Annotated in this window: 14 protein-coding genes and 1 pseudogene; 8 read left to right on the forward strand and 7 right to left on the reverse strand. The window is 71.5% G+C overall.

All coding sequences use genetic code 11. The annotated features are described in order from the left end of the window. The first annotated feature begins 1 nt into the window (after window position 1). The 3 genes from leuA to WBG99_RS24510 all read left to right on the forward strand — a co-directional run bounded on the left by leuA (window position 2) and on the right by WBG99_RS24510 (window position 3,542). Complete coding sequence (gene leuA, locus WBG99_RS24500) at window positions 2–1,723, forward strand: 2-isopropylmalate synthase (RefSeq protein WP_338898368.1); 1,722 nt, start codon at window positions 2–4, stop codon at window positions 1,721–1,723. Window positions 1,724–2,029: 306 nt separating this feature from the next. Then, window positions 2,030–2,674: a TerB family tellurite resistance protein gene (locus WBG99_RS24505; protein WP_338898369.1), complete on the forward strand. Its 645-nt coding sequence runs from the start codon at window positions 2,030–2,032 to the stop codon at window positions 2,672–2,674. 469 nt (window positions 2,675–3,143) lie between these two features. Further along, complete coding sequence (locus tag WBG99_RS24510; protein ID WP_338900476.1) at window positions 3,144–3,542, forward strand: protein phosphatase; 399 nt, start codon at window positions 3,144–3,146, stop codon at window positions 3,540–3,542. 89 nt (window positions 3,543–3,631) lie between these two features. Here the strand turns inward: WBG99_RS24510 and WBG99_RS24515 are convergent, their stop codons facing one another. Both WBG99_RS24515 and WBG99_RS24520 read right to left on the reverse strand, forming a co-directional pair. Continuing rightward, the gene (locus WBG99_RS24515; RefSeq protein WP_338898370.1) at window positions 3,632–4,288 is read right to left on the reverse strand and encodes a M15 family metallopeptidase; all 657 of its coding nucleotides are present in this window, start codon (window positions 4,286–4,288) and stop codon (window positions 3,632–3,634) included. 366 nt (window positions 4,289–4,654) lie between these two features. Then, on the reverse strand, window positions 4,655–7,774 hold the full coding sequence (locus WBG99_RS24520) for a BTAD domain-containing putative transcriptional regulator (protein ID WP_338898371.1): 3,120 nt from the start codon (window positions 7,772–7,774) through the stop codon (window positions 4,655–4,657). A gap of 654 nt (window positions 7,775–8,428) precedes the next feature. On the opposite strand from WBG99_RS24520, the gene WBG99_RS24525 reads away from it, so the two are divergent. The 3 genes from WBG99_RS24525 to WBG99_RS24535 all read left to right on the forward strand — a co-directional run bounded on the left by WBG99_RS24525 (window position 8,429) and on the right by WBG99_RS24535 (window position 10,387). After that, window positions 8,429–8,659 (forward strand): hypothetical protein, encoded by a 231-nt coding sequence (locus WBG99_RS24525; RefSeq protein WP_338898372.1) that lies wholly within the window; start codon window positions 8,429–8,431, stop codon window positions 8,657–8,659. Window positions 8,660–8,688: 29 nt separating this feature from the next. Continuing rightward, on the forward strand, window positions 8,689–9,438 hold the full coding sequence (gene recO, locus WBG99_RS24530) for a DNA repair protein RecO (protein WP_338898373.1): 750 nt from the start codon (window positions 8,689–8,691) through the stop codon (window positions 9,436–9,438). A gap of 112 nt (window positions 9,439–9,550) precedes the next feature. Then, window positions 9,551–10,387: an isoprenyl transferase gene (locus WBG99_RS24535; protein ID WP_338898374.1), complete on the forward strand. Its 837-nt coding sequence runs from the start codon at window positions 9,551–9,553 to the stop codon at window positions 10,385–10,387. Between the two features lie 198 nt (window positions 10,388–10,585). Here the strand turns inward: WBG99_RS24535 and WBG99_RS24540 are convergent, their stop codons facing one another. The 4 genes from WBG99_RS24540 to WBG99_RS24555 all read right to left on the reverse strand — a co-directional run bounded on the left by WBG99_RS24540 (window position 10,586) and on the right by WBG99_RS24555 (window position 13,823). Next, window positions 10,586–10,999 carry a transcriptional repressor gene (locus WBG99_RS24540; protein WP_338898375.1) on the reverse strand — a complete coding sequence of 138 codons (414 nt, stop codon included), beginning with the start codon at window positions 10,997–10,999 and terminating at the stop codon, window positions 10,586–10,588. Between the two features lie 70 nt (window positions 11,000–11,069). Beyond that, window positions 11,070–12,014 (reverse strand): metal ABC transporter permease, encoded by a 945-nt coding sequence (locus tag WBG99_RS24545; protein ID WP_338898376.1) that lies wholly within the window; start codon window positions 12,012–12,014, stop codon window positions 11,070–11,072. 14 nt (window positions 12,015–12,028) lie between these two features. Then, a complete protein-coding gene (locus tag WBG99_RS24550; protein ID WP_338898377.1) occupies window positions 12,029–12,796 on the reverse strand; it encodes a metal ABC transporter ATP-binding protein in 768 nt (255 codons plus the stop codon). Window positions 12,797–12,815: 19 nt separating this feature from the next. Further along, entirely contained in the window at window positions 12,816–13,823 is a 1,008-nt protein-coding gene (locus WBG99_RS24555; RefSeq protein ID WP_338898378.1) for a metal ABC transporter substrate-binding protein, read from the reverse strand. Between the two features lie 217 nt (window positions 13,824–14,040). On the opposite strand from WBG99_RS24555, the gene WBG99_RS24560 reads away from it, so the two are divergent. After that, window positions 14,041–15,423 carry a glycine--tRNA ligase gene (locus WBG99_RS24560; protein ID WP_338898379.1) on the forward strand — a complete coding sequence of 461 codons (1,383 nt, stop codon included), beginning with the start codon at window positions 14,041–14,043 and terminating at the stop codon, window positions 15,421–15,423. 271 nt (window positions 15,424–15,694) lie between these two features. Here the strand turns inward: WBG99_RS24560 and WBG99_RS24565 are convergent. Then, window positions 15,695–15,925 (reverse strand): annotated as a pseudogene (locus WBG99_RS24565) (VOC family protein); the annotation flags it as partial. 21 nt (window positions 15,926–15,946) lie between these two features. Here WBG99_RS24565 and WBG99_RS24570 point away from each other — a divergent pair. Beyond that, window positions 15,947–16,648 carry an ABATE domain-containing protein gene (locus WBG99_RS24570; protein WP_338898380.1) on the forward strand — a complete coding sequence of 234 codons (702 nt, stop codon included), beginning with the start codon at window positions 15,947–15,949 and terminating at the stop codon, window positions 16,646–16,648. Window positions 16,649–16,691 lie beyond the last annotated feature (43 nt).

Consider the following 16,691-nt stretch of genomic DNA (forward strand, 5'->3'; position numbering starts at 1 on the left):
CATGGCCAACCGCCAGCAGCCCACTTCCATGCCGATCCACAAGTACGGGCAGTACGAGCAGGTCGACATCCCCGACCGCACGTGGCCGGCCAGCCGGATCACCACCGCCCCCCGCTGGCTCTCCACCGACCTGCGCGACGGCAACCAGGCCCTGATCGACCCGATGTCGCCCGAGCGCAAGCGCCGGATGTTCGACCAGCTGGTCAAGATGGGCTACAAGGAGATCGAGGTCGGCTTCCCGGCCTCCGGCCAGACGGACTTCGACTTCGTGCGGTCGATCGTCGAAGAGCCCGGCGCCATCCCCCACGACGTCACCATCTCCGTACTGACCCAGGCCCGTGAGGACCTGATCGAGCGGACCGTCGAATCCCTGAAGGGCGCCAAACGGGCGACCGTCCACCTGTACAACGCCACCGCGCCCGTCTTCCGCCGGGTCGTCTTCCGGGGCTCCAGGGAGCAGATCAAGCAGATCGCCGTGGACGGTACGCGACTGGTCATGGAGTACGCGGAGAAGCTGCTGGGCCCGGAGACGGAATTCGGCTACCAGTACAGCCCCGAGATCTTCACCGACACCGAGCTGGACTTCGCGCTGGAGGTCTGCGAGGCGGTGATGGACGTCTACCAGCCCGGCCCGGGCCGCGAGATCATCCTCAACCTGCCCGCCACGGTGGAGCGTTCGACGCCGTCGACGCACGCCGACCGCTTCGAGTGGATGGGCCGCAACCTCTCCCGCCGCGAGCACGTCTGCCTGTCCATCCACCCGCACAACGACCGCGGTACGGCCGTCGCCGCCGCCGAGCTGGCGCTGATGGCCGGTGCCGACCGTGTCGAGGGCTGCCTGTTCGGGCAGGGCGAGCGCACGGGCAACGTCGACCTGGTCACCCTGGGCATGAACCTGTTCTCGCAGGGCGTCGACCCGCAGATCGACTTCTCCGACATCGACGAGATCCGTCGGACGTGGGAGTACTGCAACCACATGGAGGTCCACCCGCGCCACCCGTACGTGGGCGACCTGGTCTACACGTCCTTCTCCGGCTCCCACCAGGACGCCATCAAGAAGGGCTTCGACGCCATGGAGGCGTCCGCGAGGGAGCAGGGCAAGACGGTCGACGACATCGAGTGGGCCGTCCCGTACCTGCCGATCGACCCGAAGGACGTGGGCCGCTCGTACGAGGCGGTCATCCGGGTCAACTCGCAGTCGGGCAAGGGCGGTATCGCGTACGTCCTGAAGAACGACCACAAGCTGGACCTGCCCCGCCGGATGCAGATCGAGTTCTCGAAGCTCATCCAGGCGAAGACGGACGCCGAGGGCGGCGAGGTCACCGGCGGCGACATCTGGGCGGTCTTCCAGGACGAGTACCTGCCGAACCCCGATAACCCGTGGGGCCGGATCCAGGTGCTGAGCGGCCAGTCGACGACCGACAAGGACGGCGTGGACACGCTCACCGTGGAGGCCGAGGTCGACGGTGTGCAGACCACCCTGGTCGGCACCGGCAACGGCCCGATCTCGGCGTTCTTCCACGCGCTGCAGGGCGTCGGGATCGACGCGCGGCTGCTGGACTACCAGGAGCACACGATGAGCGAGGGCGCCTCCGCGCAGGCCGCCTCCTACATCGAGGTCGCCATCGAGGACAAGGTCCTGTGGGGCATCGGTATCGACGCGAACACGACGCGCGCGTCACTGATGGCGGTCGTCTCCGCCGTCAACCGCGCGGCGCGCTGACCAGCCTGACCGACGGTTCAAGGGCCTCGTTCGCCGCATCCCGGCGGACGGGGTCCGTCGTTAACCGGCCAAACCCTGTGCAGGTCGCGGGTAGGCCTCGTCCGGAGTACTGACTGCGCCTCACTGATGTGGCTAACATCACGCAAGCGCGGCGATGGTGCCGATGGTGGCACCTCTCGCGCCTTATGTGCAGGTGTGGGGGAGTTACGGAGGTGCGACGTGCTGCCAGGACGGGAACCGATCGGCCGTGCCACCGGGCTCGCACGCCTCGGGCCCACCGGGCGTGCCACCGGACTCTCGCGTGTCATGGGCACCCGGGTCGCGTGGACCGGTGTCGGTGACGGCGAGTTCTTCTGCCCCGGCTGCGGAGGCGACCGCAACTACCAGCGCCTCACCGGCCGCCGCCGTTTCACCTTCCTCGGCGTGCCCGTCCTGCCGCGCGGTGAGACGGGCCCGGTGGTGGAATGCGCGGCCTGCCGCCACCACTACGCCCTGGACGTCCTCGACCACCCCACCACCGTCCGCTTCTCCGCGATGCTCCGCGACGCCGTCCACACGGTGGCCCTCGCGGTCCTGGCGGCGAGCGGCACCCGCACCCGCACCTCGCTGTCGGTCGCCGCGAGTGCCGTCCGCTCCGCCGGCTTCGACGACTGCACGGAGGACCAACTGAACGCCCTGGTCGAGGCCTTGGCCGCCGACACGGGCCGTGTCCTGGGCGAGCCCTGCGGGGCCGGGCTGGCCATAGAGCTCCACGAGGCCCTGGACCCGCTGGCCCCCCATCTGGCGCCCACCGGGCGCGAGGCGATCCTCCTCCAGGGCGCCCGCATCGCCCTGGCCGACGGGCCGTACACACCCGCCGAGCGGGATGTGCTGTCCACCGTGGGCGCGGCGCTGATGATCTGCGCGGACGACGTGACGCGGCTGCTGGCGACGGCGCGTACGCCGTCGTGACACGCGCCGGGGCTTGATTCCTACGCGCGCCCTTCGTAGTGACACCTGTGCTTCACGCGCCGTCGAGTGCGCTCGGTCGGGCCACACGGCCGTGAAGATCGTCGCCAGAGACACCCCACGGCACTGCGGGGTCCTCGGTGACGAAGCCCGACACGGCTCCCTCCGTTCCAGGCGCGGTCCCGCTCATCGGCCACGCGGGTCGGCTGACCCGCGACGGCTGGGCTTCCTCGACGACCTGCGTGCCCTCGATCGGTTCGATCCTCCACCGTCCTCCGCGGGCCGCGCAGGCTTCGCGAGGGGGCGGCCCGGGAGTCCGGCGAAGCGGCGGGCGGCGGCGGGCGGCCGTGCCTATGCTGGCCCGGTGACCGAGCCGAGGGAGCCGACCGAGACCCCACCGACCGAGAACCGGCCGTCCGGCACCGCTCCGGGCGGGGCCGCGGCCGAACCCTGGGACCCGGCCGGCCCCGGTGTGCTGCGGCTGCCCTCCGGACGGCTGGTGCGCGGCCGGGGACTCAGGCGACCGCTCCCCGACGGCCGGGTGCCCACGTACGCCGTGTACCTCCTCGGCAAGGAGCCGCCCGAAGTCCCCTGGGAGGCCCGCTGGTTGCGCTGGCCCGACTTCCGGCTGCCCGCCGACCGGGCGGAGGCGGCAAAGGTGCTGTGGGACGCCTGGGGCCGGGCGGCCGTCGAGCGGGTCGAACTCGCCTGCGGCGGCGGCCGGGGCCGCACCGGCACCGCCCTGGCCTGCCTGGCGGTCCTGGACGGCGTACCGCCGGAGGAAGCCGTGGCGTACGTACGGCGGCACTACGGCCGGCACGCGGTGGAGACCCCGTGGCAGCGGCGGTACGTACGAGGCTTCGGAGCCTGACCGGCGGCGGCACCACAGCCACTGTCGCCCCGCCCGGTCCCGCACATGACTCCGCCCGGCGTCGGACCGGTGCCCGGAGAGGCGTCGGTCTAGGCCCCCATCCGCGCGGGGCCGTACAGCGCGTTCGGCGCTCCGGTCATCAGCGCCCAGTACCTGTCCCCGTACGACCAGTGCCACCACTCGGTGGGGTAGTTGACCAACCCGGCCGTGGTGAGCGCCGCGCTCAGGACGCGGCGGTTGCGGCGGGCGGCGTCGGAGATGTTCGGGGCGTCGGTGTAGCAGGCGTCGTCGCTCTCCTCGGGGCTGGCGTCGACGCGGGTGCCCATGTCGAGTTCCTCCCCGGCGGCGGTGCACAGGGTCAGGTCGACCGCGGCGCCGGCGACGTGCGGCCCGATCTCCGGTGGGGAGAGGGACCGGCTGGTCTGGACGCGGAGGTGCTCCTGCGACCAGTCCGGGTGGGCGAGGCGCAGTTCGGCCGCGTACGCCTCGAAGTACTCGATCTGCAGGGCGAGCGGCCGGTACCCCTCGGTGACCAGCAGCCGCAGCCCGTCGGGCAGCAGCCGGGCGGCGCGGGCGAGGCGCCAGGCGACGCCCTCGCGGAGGTGCGCGTAACACCCCTCGGGGTCGGCCTGGCGGCGGTCGACCACCACGAAAGGCAGTTCCCGCAGGTCGACCAGGGGTTCACCGCAGTCCTGGACCGGGACGCGGGCGACCTCGGGGTCGCTCATGAGGATGATCGAAGGCATGCGTCGTCTTCCACCGGGCGGGAGGTGTGATGCGGCGGGGTGCGTCGCAGCACCCCGGGGAGGGACCTGATCCCCTGATGTCCCTCCCCGGGGGCCTCCCCCCTTGAGTGGTGGTCTGTGGACAGCGGACGGCCGTTTTTCCCCGCCCGTCCTGCCGCTGCGATCCCACTGTGTTCACGTCCCACCGGTCCGTCCCCTGTGCGCGCCGGTGGGCCGACCGGCCGGGCGGTGGTCGCCCGGCCGATCCGTTGTTCCCCCGAGAACGACGAGAATGCCGCACTCCGCTGGAAGTTCTCTGCAAGTCCGCCGCAAGCGGGTTTCGGCCGGGCCGGTTTCGGCGGCCGGCTCGGCCCGGCGGACCGGCCGTCACACCTGCGGCCAGGGCTCGTACCGCTCCCGGGCCTCGCAGGCCTCGAACACCGCCATGGCCTCGGCGCGCAGCGCGTCGGCGCCGGCCCGGTCGCCGAGGGCGGCGCGTACGGCGGAGAGGTTGCGCACGGCACGGGCGCGGGGGAGAGGGAGGGCGAGGACCTCCCAGAGGGCGACGGAGGCCCTCAGCAGGCCCTCCGCGTCCGCCAGGCGGCCCTCGGCCAGCGCGCACTCGCCGAGCGTTCGCACCGTCAGGGCCTCGCCGAAGCGGTCCTCATGGGTTTGGCAGACCTCCACGATCTCCCGCAGCGCGGTCTCCGCCTCCCGTGTGTGCCCCAGCCGCAACCGGGCCTTGGCGCGGGCCCGCAGCGCATAGGCCGCCATGTGCGGGTCGCCGAGGCCGCGCAGGATCTCCAGCGCCTGCTCGGCCAGGCGCGCGGCCTCCTCGTACGCGCCGAGCGACCGGTGCACCAGACTGAGCGTGCGCAGCGCCAGGGCCTCGCCGCGCCGGCTGCCGAGCCGCCGGTACGCCCGCAGCGACTCGTCGAGCAGCGGGAACGCCCCTTCCCGGTCGCCGAGTTCGAGGCGTACGGAACCGCCGTACCGGCAGGCCACCCCGACCCCGGTGTCGTCGCCGACCCGCCGGAAGCCGTCGGCCGCCTCGGTCAACGCCCTTTCCGCTTCGCGTAGTTCGCCGACCTCGCGGCAGGCGCTGCCGAGGCCGGCGAGGGCGGCGGAACGGCCGCGCACGTCGCCGAGTTCGGTGCAGATCCGCTCGGCGGTGCGGAAGTACTCCTGGGCCTCGGCGATGCGGTCCTGCTCGTAGCGGAGCTGGCCGAGGCCGATGATCAGCAGGGCCTCGCCCGAACGGTCCTCGGCGCGGCGGGCCGCCGCCAGCGCGGCGTCATGACTGCGCCACCAGGGGTCGAAGCGGTTGCTGATGGCGAAGGAGGACGAGCACAGGGCCGCTGCCGCTGCACAGGCGAGGGTGTGCAGGCCCATGGCCGCCGCCCGCTCGACGGCGGTGGTGAGGGCGTCGGCCTCGGCGTCGAACCAGGCGAAGGGGTCTGCCAGTGCGCGGCGGGTGGTGTGTGCGCCTACCGGGGTGGGGGGTTCGGTCGGTTCGCGGCGGCCGGTCGCGGGTGGTTGATCGCGCCCACGCGGCGGAGCCGCATGGGCGACGGCCCCCCGCTCCTTCACGGTGAACTGCTGTCTCAGGATCACCGCACCCGAGGGCGCCTGTTCCGTCACTCGGTCCATCAGCCACAGGCCGGCGGCCAGGGCCCGGCCCACCGCCGCCGTGCGGTCGGCCACCGGGTCCTCGGCCTCGGCGCGTTCGGCGGCGTAGACGCGGACGAGGTCGTGCAGCCGGTAACGCGGCTGGCCCACCTGGTCGGTGCCCGGGCAGTCGATCAACTGGGCGTCCAGGAGCCGCTCCAGGATCTCCTCCGCCTCGTCCTCCGGTGTGCCGGCGAGCGAGGCCGCCGTCCACAGGGCGACATCGGCGGCGCCCAGCGTGGCGATGCGCCGCAGCACCCGGCGGGCGCACTCGTCCAGCGCCTGGTAGCTGAGGCCGAGACTGGCCCGAACCTCCAGGTCCCCCACGGACAGCTCGTCGAGGCGGCGGTGTTCGTCCGCGAGGCGCTCGGCGAGCACACTGGGCGTCCAGTGCCGCCGGGTCGCCAGGCGCGCGCCCGCGATCCGCAGGGCCAGCGGCAGCCCGCCGCACAGCTCGACGATCCGCCGCGCGGCGGCCCCCTCGCGCGGATCGTCCGGGGTGCGCTCCGGCCCGGTGACCCTGGTCAGCAGTTCCAGGCCGCGTACGTCGTCCAGGACGTCCAGGTCGGTACGCCGGGCCCCGACGAGCCCGCCGAGCCGGGCCCGTGAGGTCACCAGCACCCCGCAGGTGGCGCTCCCCGGCAGCAGCGGGCGTACCTGCGCCTCGCCGTTCGCGTCGTCCAGGACCAGCAGGACGCGACGCCCGGCGACCAGGCTGCGGAACAGATCGCCGCGCTCGGCGGTGTCCTCCGGGGGGTCCGCGCCGAGCGCCCGCAGCAGCCGGCCCAGCACCTCGGCGGGCGGTACGGGTTCGCTGAAGCCGTGCAGTTCGGCGTAGAGCTGCCCCTCGGGGTACGCGTCGGCCACCCGGTGCGCGGCCTGCACGGCGAGCGCGGACTTGCCCACTCCGGCGGGCCCCGAGACCACCACGACGGGCATCGCCTCCCGCTCGCCGGTCAACCCCTCGACGACCCGCGCCATTTCTTCCTCCCGCCCGGTGAAGTCCCCGATGGCGGGCGGGAGGAGGGAGACGGGCCGGGGCGCGGCGACGGGTGCGCGCCGCGAGGCCGTGGCGCCGCCGGTGGTGGTGAGCAAGGTCGGATCGGCCCGCAGGACGGCCTCGTACAACCGGGTCAGCTCGGGGCCCGGATCGAGCCCCAGCTCCTCGGCGAGCACGGTCCGCCCCTGCGCGTACACGGCCAGCGCGTCGGCCTGCCGGCCCAGCCGGTACAGGCCCAGCATCAGCTGCCCGCGCAGCCGCTCCCGCGTCGGATGCACCCCGACCAGCGCGGTCAGCTCGGTGACCAGCTCCGCCTCGCGCCCACCGCGCTCCAGCTCGGCGGCGATGCCTTCCTCCAGGGCCGCCTGCCGGGCCTCCTCCAGCCGCCCGGCCTCGGCCCGCAGCGCCTCCCCGACCCCGCCGAGCGCCGGCCCGCGCCACAGCTCCAGCGCCTGGCGCAGCAGCCGCGCGGCCTCCTCGTGGTGCCCGTCGGCGGCGGCCCGCCGGCCGTCCGCCGCACGCGCCTCGAACTCCGCCACATCGACCCGCCCGACGCCGGGCCGCAGCACATACCCCGGCGGCCGGGTCCCGATCGCCTCGGCCGCCCCGGCGGGCAGGGCCCGCCGCAGCGCCGACACATACGTCTGCACCAACGCCCGCGCGGTGTCCGGGGGGTCGGCCCCCCAGACCACGTCCACCAGCGTGTCCGTGGGCACCACCTGTCCGGCCCGCAGCAGCAGCACGGCCAGCAGCGCACGCGGTTTCGGTCCGCCCAGCCGCAGGGGTCTGTCACCGTGCCATGCCTCGACCGGGCCGAGCAGTCGGAATTCCAGCTCCACGGGTCCCCATCTTCCGTGCTGTCGGACCGCCGGGACAGCGGTTGCTCACGCGACGTTCGACGCTCATGCACGCCGAGTGGTCTCCCCGGAGACATTGATGCGCCGGAGAGTCGTCGGACAACGGAGAACCGAAGGGAATCCTAGGTGGGCGGCGCGGAGATTCCGTACGCACGCGCGGACCACGTGTGGTGATGCCGTGGGGGAGCCGTGATGCCGCCCGGCGGTCACCGCTTCTCCTCCCCTTCGGCCCGCACGCCCCACATCCGGGCTCCGCCACCGACGGGCCGCAGGGGCGCGACGCGGGTCCGGGTCCCGGCCGCGCGCAGGAGGCCGGCCGCCCGACCACGAATACGCGGTTTCGCACACAGGGCATCGGTATTCCTTGGCCGAGGCCAAGGTCTTTGCGCTGTCCCGTGGTTGTGAAAGAAAGACAGACTCCTGCCGAGTTTAGGCACGGCAGGTCACCAGGGGGATGCGAAGAGTGAAATTCGACGGGGTGGGGGAGCACCGTTGAGGCAGGAGGAGAAAGGCTCGGGGGACGACAGTCGGCGGACGCGTCGAAGAGGCGGAGGAATCGGTGGAGGAATTGCGGCGGGCACCCGGGAAGGCGGGAATTGTTCCGCCGTCGCCGGGCGTTTTGGTGGCGGCCCTGCGGTGAGCGGCAACGGGAAGAAGCCGGCGGTCGGCACCTACGCAATCGACACCCGCACCGGGAAAGTCGGCCGGGTCATGGGCCACGAGGGGCCGTACGTACAGCTGCGGCCGGTCGGCGGCGGAAGGGAGTGGGACTGCGCCCCCGAGGCCGTACGGGCCGCGACGGCCATGGAACGGCTGCGCGCGGCGACGGCGTACGAGAACGCCCGTAGCCGAGGTGAGGTCCCTTGAAGGGGCGACCGTAGGCGAGAATGGGCGGCATGAGCCTGTTCCGCGACGACGGCGTCGTCTTGCGCACCCAGAAGCTCGGTGAGGCGGACCGCATCATCACGTTGCTCACTCGCGGTCACGGGCGGGTGCGGGCCGTTGCCCGGGGGGTGCGGCGGACGAAGTCGAAGTTCGGGGCGCGGCTCGAACCCTTCTCCCATGTGGACGTGCAGTTCTTCGCGCGGGGCAGTGAGCTGATCGGACGCGGGCTGCCTCTGTGCACACAGAGTGAGACCATCGCGCCGTACGGCGGCGGCATCGTCAGCGACTACGCCCGCTACACCGCCGGGACGGCCATGCTGGAGACGGCCGAACGGTTCACCGACCACGAGGGCGAACCGGCCGTGCAGCAGTATCTGCTGCTCGTCGGCGCCCTGCGGACGCTGGCCCGTGGCGAACACGCCCCGCACCTCGTCCTCGACGCCTTCCTGCTGCGCTCCCTCGCCGTCAACGGCTACGCCCCCACCTTCAGCGACTGCGCGAAGTGCGGCATGCCCGGGCCGAACCGGTTCTTCTCCGTCGCCTCCGGAGGATCCGTCTGCGTGGACTGCCGGGTGCCCGGCAGCGTCGTACCCTCGCCGCAGACGCTGGAACTGCTCGCGGCGCTTCTTACGGGAGACTGGGAGACCGCGGACGCGATCGAGCCGCGGCACGTCCGGGAGGGGAACGGGCTGGTCTCCGCCTACCTGCACTGGCATCTGGAGCGCGGCCTGCGCTCCCTGCGGTACGTGGAAAAGTCGTAAGCGTCACAGAGTCGTCAGCGTCACAAAGTCGTCGACGTCACAGAGTCCGTCGGCATCACGGAGTCGTCGGCACCCACAAGGTCACAAGCACCGCAGAGGAGACGAGAAGCACATGGTGGTACGCGGGTTCCTGGGGCGTCAGCGCCGCGAGTACAAGGCACCGACGCCGCACCCCTCCGGTGCCCGCGTGCCCAAGCTGCCCGGCGAGCTGGTCCCCGAGCACGTGGCGATCGTCATGGACGGCAACGGCCGCTGGGCCAAGGAGCGTGGGCTGCCGCGCACCGAGGGCCACAAGGTCGGCGCCGAGCGCGTGCTGGACGTCCTCCAGGGCTCGATCCAGATCGGCGTCCGCAACATCTCCCTCTACGCCTTCTCCACCGAGAACTGGAAGCGCTCGCCCGACGAGGTCCGCTTCCTCATGAACTTCAACCGGGACTTCATCCGCAAGTCCCGCGACCAGCTCGACGAACTCGGTGTCCGGGTCCGGTGGGTGGGCCGCATGCCCAAGCTGTGGAAGTCGGTCGCCAAGGAACTCCAGGTCGCCCAGGAGCAGACCAAGGACAACGACCTGCTGACCCTGTACTTCTGCATGAACTACGGCGGCCGGGCCGAGATCGCCGACGCGGCCCAGGCTCTCGCCGAGGACGTCCGGGCCGGCCGGCTCGACCCGTCCAAGGTGACCGAGAAGACCTTCGCGAAGTACCTCTACTACCCGGACATGCCGGACGTCGACCTGTTCCTGCGCCCCAGCGGCGAGCAGCGCACCTCCAACTACCTGCTCTGGCAGAGCGCCTACGCCGAGATGGTCTTCCAGGACGTCCTCTGGCCCGACTTCGACCGCCGCGACCTGTGGCGCGCCTGCGTCGAGTTCGCCTCCCGCGACCGCCGCTTCGGCGGCGCCATCCCGAACGAGGAACTGCTGGCGATGGAAGGCCGGACGGAGGACTGACCTTCTGCGAGGCCGGGGCCGAGCGGCCCGACCGGGCCGAGCTGGTGCACCGGGTGACGGCCGGGGAGAGTTCCGTGAGGCGCTGGACGCGTCGACGCGGGCCTCGGCCTCCCTCATGTCGTGAACCGGAGCGCCGCTCGGGCCGCGAGGCCCGGCAAGCCCCAGGCAGGGACGGCGAAGCCCCAGCCAGGGCCTGGCCTAAGAGCTCTTCGCCGCGCACTCCGCGCAGGTGCCGAAGATCTCCACCGTGTGGGCGACGTTCACGAAGCCGTGCTCCGCGGCGATCGCGTCGGCCCACTTCTCGACCGCCGGGCCCTCCACCTCCATGGCCTTGCCGCAGACACGGCAGACCAGGTGGTGGTGGTGCTCGCCGGTCGAACAGCGGCGGTAGACGGACTCGCCGTCGGAGGTACGCAGGACGTCGACCTCGCCCGCGTCGGCGAGGGACTGCAACGTGCGGTACACGGTGGTGAGCCCGACCGAGTCGCCCTTGTGCTTGAGCATGTCGTGGAGTTCCTGCGCGCTGCGGAACTCTTCGACTTCGTCGAGTGCCGCAGCCACGGCCGCCCGCTGCCGGGTGGATCGACCTCGTACGGGTCCGGCGGTCGTCACCGTTGCCTCCTCACGTCGCGGTCTTGCCGGGCCATTGTGCCAGCCCGGACGGACCCCGTTCGGACGCCGGTCAACCTGCGGACCCCTCGGCGGAGCCCCGGCTGGCCGGAACCGTATCCCTGACAACCTTCGCCTCGGCCACCTCACGCACCCCCGGAATCACACACTCCGCCGGGTCGCTCTCCCTTCGCTCCAGCGCCCGCGCACGCCTCCTGGCCAGCGGCGCGGCGAGCACGGTGAGCACCATGAACGCGGCGATGGCGAGCAGCACGATCGTCGCTCCGGGCGGCACGTCCTGGTAGTACGAGGTGACGGTTCCGCCGATCGTCACGGACACGCCGATGGCCACGGCGATCGCGAAGGTCGCCGCGAAGCTGCGGGTGAGCTGCTGCGCGGCGGCGACGGGGACGACCATGAGCGCGGACACCAGCAGCAGGCCCACCACGCGCATGGCGACCGTCACTGTCACTGCCGCCGTGACCGCCGTCAGCAGGTTCAGCGCCCGCACCGGCAGGCCCGTGACCCGGGCGAACTCCTCGTCCTGGCTGACCGCGAAGAGCTGCCGCCGCAGGGCCACCGTCATCACGATCACGAAGGCGGCGAGGACGCAGATCGCGGTGATGTCCTCCTGCGACACGGTCGAGAGCGAGCCGAAGAGGAAGGACATCAGATTGGCGTTGGTGCCGCCGGGCGCGAGGTTGATGAGCATCACACCGCCCGCCATGCCGCCGTAGAAGAGCATGGCGAGCGCGATGTCCCCGCGTGTCCTGCCGTACCAGCGGATCAGCTCCATCAGCACCGAGCCCAGCACGGACACCAGTGTCGCCGTCCACACGGGGGACCACGACAGCATGAAGCCGAGGCCCACGCCCGTCATCGCGACATGGCCGATGCCGTCGCCCATGAGGGCCTGGCGGCGCTGGACGAGGTAGATGCCGATCGCGGGGGCGGTGATGCCGACGAGGACGGCGGCGAGCAGGGCCCGCTGCATGAAGGCGTAGTTCAGGATTTCCATGATCGGGTGCCTTCTCAGCTCAGCAGACCCGTACGGAGGGGCTCGGCGCCCGGTGCCGCGTGCGGGTGGACGTGGTCGTGGCCGGGCAGCGCGTGCTGGCCCACGGCCTTGGGGGGCGGGCCGTCGTGCACGACGCAGCCGTCGCGGAGCACCACCGCCCGGTCGATCATCGGTTCCAGCGGGCCGAGTTCATGGAGGACCAGCAGGACCGTCGTCCCCTTCGCGACCTGCTCGCGCAGGGTCGCGGCCAGCACCCCCTGGCTGGCCAGGTCGACGCCCGCCATCGGCTCGTCCATGATCAGCAGCTCGGGTTCGGAGGCGAGGGCGCGGGCGATCAGGACGCGCTGGTGCTGGCCGCCGGAGAGGGCGTTCACCGAGTCCTTGGCGCGGTCCGCCATGCCGACCAGGTCGAGGGCACGCCGTATCGCGTCCCGGTCGGCCTTGCGGAGGATTCCCAGACCGGCGCGGGAGAGCCGGCCCGCGGCGACCACCTCCGTCACCGTCGCGGGTACGCCGCCCGCGGCCGTCGTGCGCTGCGGTACGTAGCCGAGCCGCCGCCAGTCGCGGAAGCGGCGCCGCGGGGTGCCGAACAGTTCGATCTCGCCTTCGGTGACCGGCACCTGGCCGATCACCGTACGCACGGCGGTCGACTTGCCTGAGCCGTTGGCGCCGAGCAGCGCGACGACCTCACCGTGGTGAACGGTGAGGTCGATGCCGCGCAGGACCGTGCGCGAGCCCAGTTCGGCGCGTACTCCGCGCAGAGATATGACGGGCTCGCTCATGGGCGGGTCCTCCGGATGGTCACTTGGCTCCCAGGGCCGTCTGGAGCGCCTTGAGGTTGGCTTCCTGGACCGAGATGTAGTCCTTGCCGCGGGACTTGTCGGTGATGCCCTCGATCGGGTCGAGGACGTCCGTCTTCAGCCCCGCGTCGTCGGCGAGTGTCTTCGCGGTCTTGTCGGACACCAGTGTCTCGTAGAAGACGGTGGTGACGCCGTCGGCCTTGGCCTCTTCCTGGAGTTCCTTGATGCGGGCGGGGCTGGGCTCGCTCTCCGGGCTGAGACCGGAGATGGCTTCCTGGGTCAGGCCGTAACGCTCGGCGAGGTAGCCGAAGGCGGCGTGGTTGGTGAAGAAGACCTTCGTCTTGGTGGTCTTCAGGCCGTCCGTGAACTGGGTGTGGAGGTCGTCGAGCTTCTTGACCAGCGCGTCGGCGTTCTTCTTGTAGACCGCGGCGTTGTCCGGGTCGGCCTTCTCGAAGGCCTTGGCGACGCCCTCGGCGATCTCGGCGTACTTCACGGGGTCGAGCCAGACGTGCGGGTCCAGGGCGTGTTCCTCTTCCTCGGGGTGCTCCTCCTCGGGGTGCGCCTCCTCGGAGTGCTCCTCCTCGGGGTGCTCCTCCTCGCCCTCGTGTTCGTGCTCGACGGCGCCGTGGTCTTCCAGTTCGGTCAGCGTGGCTGCGTCGATCTTGGTCTTGGTGTCCGCCTGCGCGACGGCGTCGTCGACCGCCGGCTGCAGGTCCTTGAGGTAGAGCACCGCGTCCGCCTCCTGGAGCGCGGCCGTCTGCTTGGCGCTGATCTCCAGGTCGTGCGGCTCCTGGCCGGGCTCGGTCAGACTGGTGACGTTCACTTGGTCCCCGCCGATCTGCTCGGCGAGGAAGGCCATCGGGTAGAACGACGCGACGACGTCGAACTTGTCCGTGTTGCCCGCGGCGGCGCTGTCGTTGGAGCAGGCCGAGAGAGTGGTGAGACTGAGGGCGGCGGCCGCGGTCGCCGCCGCGGGTATCAGAAGTCGTCGTCGTCGTTCTACGTTCATGACAGTCATTTTCAGCTCTTCTGGAAACGATTGTCAACAAGCCTGCTGGTGGGCCGTTGGCGAGGCCTTTGTCCGGCTCTGGCCCGTCTTTGGCTCCAGACCGATTTGATCGGAGGGCAGGCCCCGCCGGTAACCTGAACCATTCGCTCTGAAGCGCATCCGCTGCCCTCCAGGAGCGCACCGCTTCGTCGCCCGTCGTCGTAATGAAGAGAGCACCGTGGCCGCCGACAAGATCGACACCATCGTCAGCCTGAGCAAGCGCCGTGGCTTCGTATTCCCGTGCAGTGAGATCTACGGCGGCCAGCGTGCCGCCTGGGACTACGGACCGCTGGGTGTCGAGCTCAAGGAGAACATCAAGCGCCAGTGGTGGCGCTACATGGTGACGTCGCGCGAGGACGTGGTCGGTATCGACTCGTCCGTCATCCTGGCCCCCGAGGTGTGGGTCGCCTCCGGCCACGTCGCCACCTTCTCCGACCCGCTCACCGAGTGCACCTCCTGCCACAAGCGGTTCCGCGCGGACCACCTGGAGGAGGCGTACGAGGCGAAGAAGGGCCGCCTCCCGGAGAACGGCCTCGCGGACGTCAACTGCCCCAACTGCGGCACCAAGGGCCAGTTCACCGAGCCCAAGCAGTTCTCGGGCCTGCTCTCCACCCACCTCGGCCCCACCCAGGACACCGGCTCGATCGCCTACCTGCGTCCCGAGACCGCCCAGGGCATCTTCACCAACTTCGCCCAGGTGCAGACCACTTCGCGTCGCAAGCCGCCGTTCGGCATCGCCCAGACGGGCAAGTCCTTCCGCAACGAGATCACGCCCGGCAACTTCATCTTCCGCACCCGCGAGTTCGAGCAGATGGAGATGGAGTTCTTCGTCAAGCCGGGCGAGGACGAGAAGTGGCAGGAGTACTGGATGCAGGAGCGGTGGAACTGGTACACCGGCCTGGGCCTGCGCGAAGAGAACATGCGCTGGTACGAGCACCCGCAGGAGAAGCTCTCCCACTACTCCAAGCGCACCGCCGACATCGAGTACCGCTTCCAGTTCGGTGGCAGCGAGTGGGGTGAGCTGGAGGGCGTCGCCAACCGCACCGACTACGACCTCGGCGCGCACTCCAAGGCCTCCGGCCAGGACCTGTCGTACTTCGACCAGGAGGCCGGGGAGCGCTACACCCCGTACGTCATCGAGCCCGCCGCCGGTGTCGGCCGCACGATGCTCGCGTTCCTGCTGGACGCGTACACCGAGGACGAGGCGCCGAACGCCAAGGGCAAGCTGGAGAAGCGGACGGTGCTCCGCCTCGACCACCGCATCGCCCCGGTGAAGGTGGCCGTACTGCCGCTGTCCCGCAACCCCGAGCTGTCCCCGAAGGCCAAGGGGCTCGCGGCGGCGCTGCGGCAGAACTGGAACATCGAGTTCGACGACGCGGGGGCGATCGGGCGCCGCTACCGGCGCCAGGACGAGATCGGCACGCCGTACTGCGTGACGGTGGACTTCGACACGCTCGACGACAACGCGGTCACCGTTCGTGAGCGGGATTCGATGAAGCAGGAGCGGGTGTCGCTGGACCAGATCGAGGGGTACCTCGCCGGTCGGCTCGTCGGCGCCTGAGCGTCGGCGCCCGAGCGTCCGACCGGCTTGAGCGATCGGCCGGCCGCGGGTTGTCCGCGGTCGGCCGCGCGGTTCCCCGCGCCCCTGACGAGGCGGGGGAACCCGGTGTACAAGGTGCCCCTTGTCGAAGGGCTCGAAGGTCCGGGGCCGGCGTCGGGAGGGGAGGTCAGGTGAGGCCGGAGATCGGCGCGGCGCTGCGGGGAGTGCGGCGGATACGAGTACGCGGGTGCGCCCGGGCTGTGCCGCGTGCCGCGAACCGGTGGACGGCGTCGAAGGGGTCGTACGGGTCGTCGGGGTGGCGGACGGCGGCGTAGCCGCGGAAGACGTGGTGGCCGTCGTGTTCGGGCCACGGCGGCCTCGGGGAGGTTTCCCGTGAAGAGGAGGTGGGTGATCGGCCTGCTCGGGTCCTCCACCTCGTAGCCCAGCGCGGCGGCCCAGAATCGGCCAGGGGCTGGGCGTCCCGCATGTCGATGACGAGTTTCCAGTTCAGCGCGGCAGCCATGTAACCAGTTATATTGGTTACATGGTTTCGTCGTCCAGGGCATCCGCTCCGAAGGGGGCGTCGGGAGTGTCGGGCATCCCTCTGCGGTCCCACTCCGGGAACGTCTACCGGTTCGATCCGGGCGCCCTCTGCCTGGAGCTGCTCGTCACCGGCGGCCCCGGCGCCCTGACCCGGTACGAGGCGCTGCACACCCCCGGTGACCTGGTCGCCTGGGCCGACCGGTCCCGGCTCACCCCGACGCCCCCCGCGCTCCACGTCACGGAGGACGACGTGGCGTACGCCCGGCGGCTGCGCGACGCGCTGACCCGTACGGTCGTCTCCCTCGTCTGCGGCGGGCTCCCCGAACTGGGCATAGCCCCGGCGGACTCCGCCGACCTCGACATCATCAACGAGGCCGCCGCCCGGCCGCCCCTCGCGCCCGCCATCGGCGCGGACGGCTCCCGGGGCTGGGCCGTCGGCACGGCGACCGGGGCGCGGCTCCTCTCCACCGTCGCCCGTGACGCCGTCGACCTCCTCACCGGGCCGTACGCGGAACGGATCCGCATGTGCGCCGGCGACCGGTGCCATCTCCTCTACGTCGACACCTCCCGGCCCGGCCGCCGCCGCTGGTGCTCGATGGAGCACTGCGGCAACCGCCACAAGGTCCGCGCCCACCGCGTGCGCCGCTCCGGGGCGGGCCCGGTCATGAGGGAACAGAGGGAGGAACAGGCAGAGGAACGGTGAGAGCGGACGAACGTGCACTTGGAGCCGGTCGAGAAGAAAGGTG

Origin of the sequence: Streptomyces sp. TG1A-60 (genome assembly GCF_037201975.1) — a bacterium.
Taxonomy (GTDB): Bacteria; Actinomycetota; Actinomycetes; order Streptomycetales; family Streptomycetaceae; genus Streptomyces.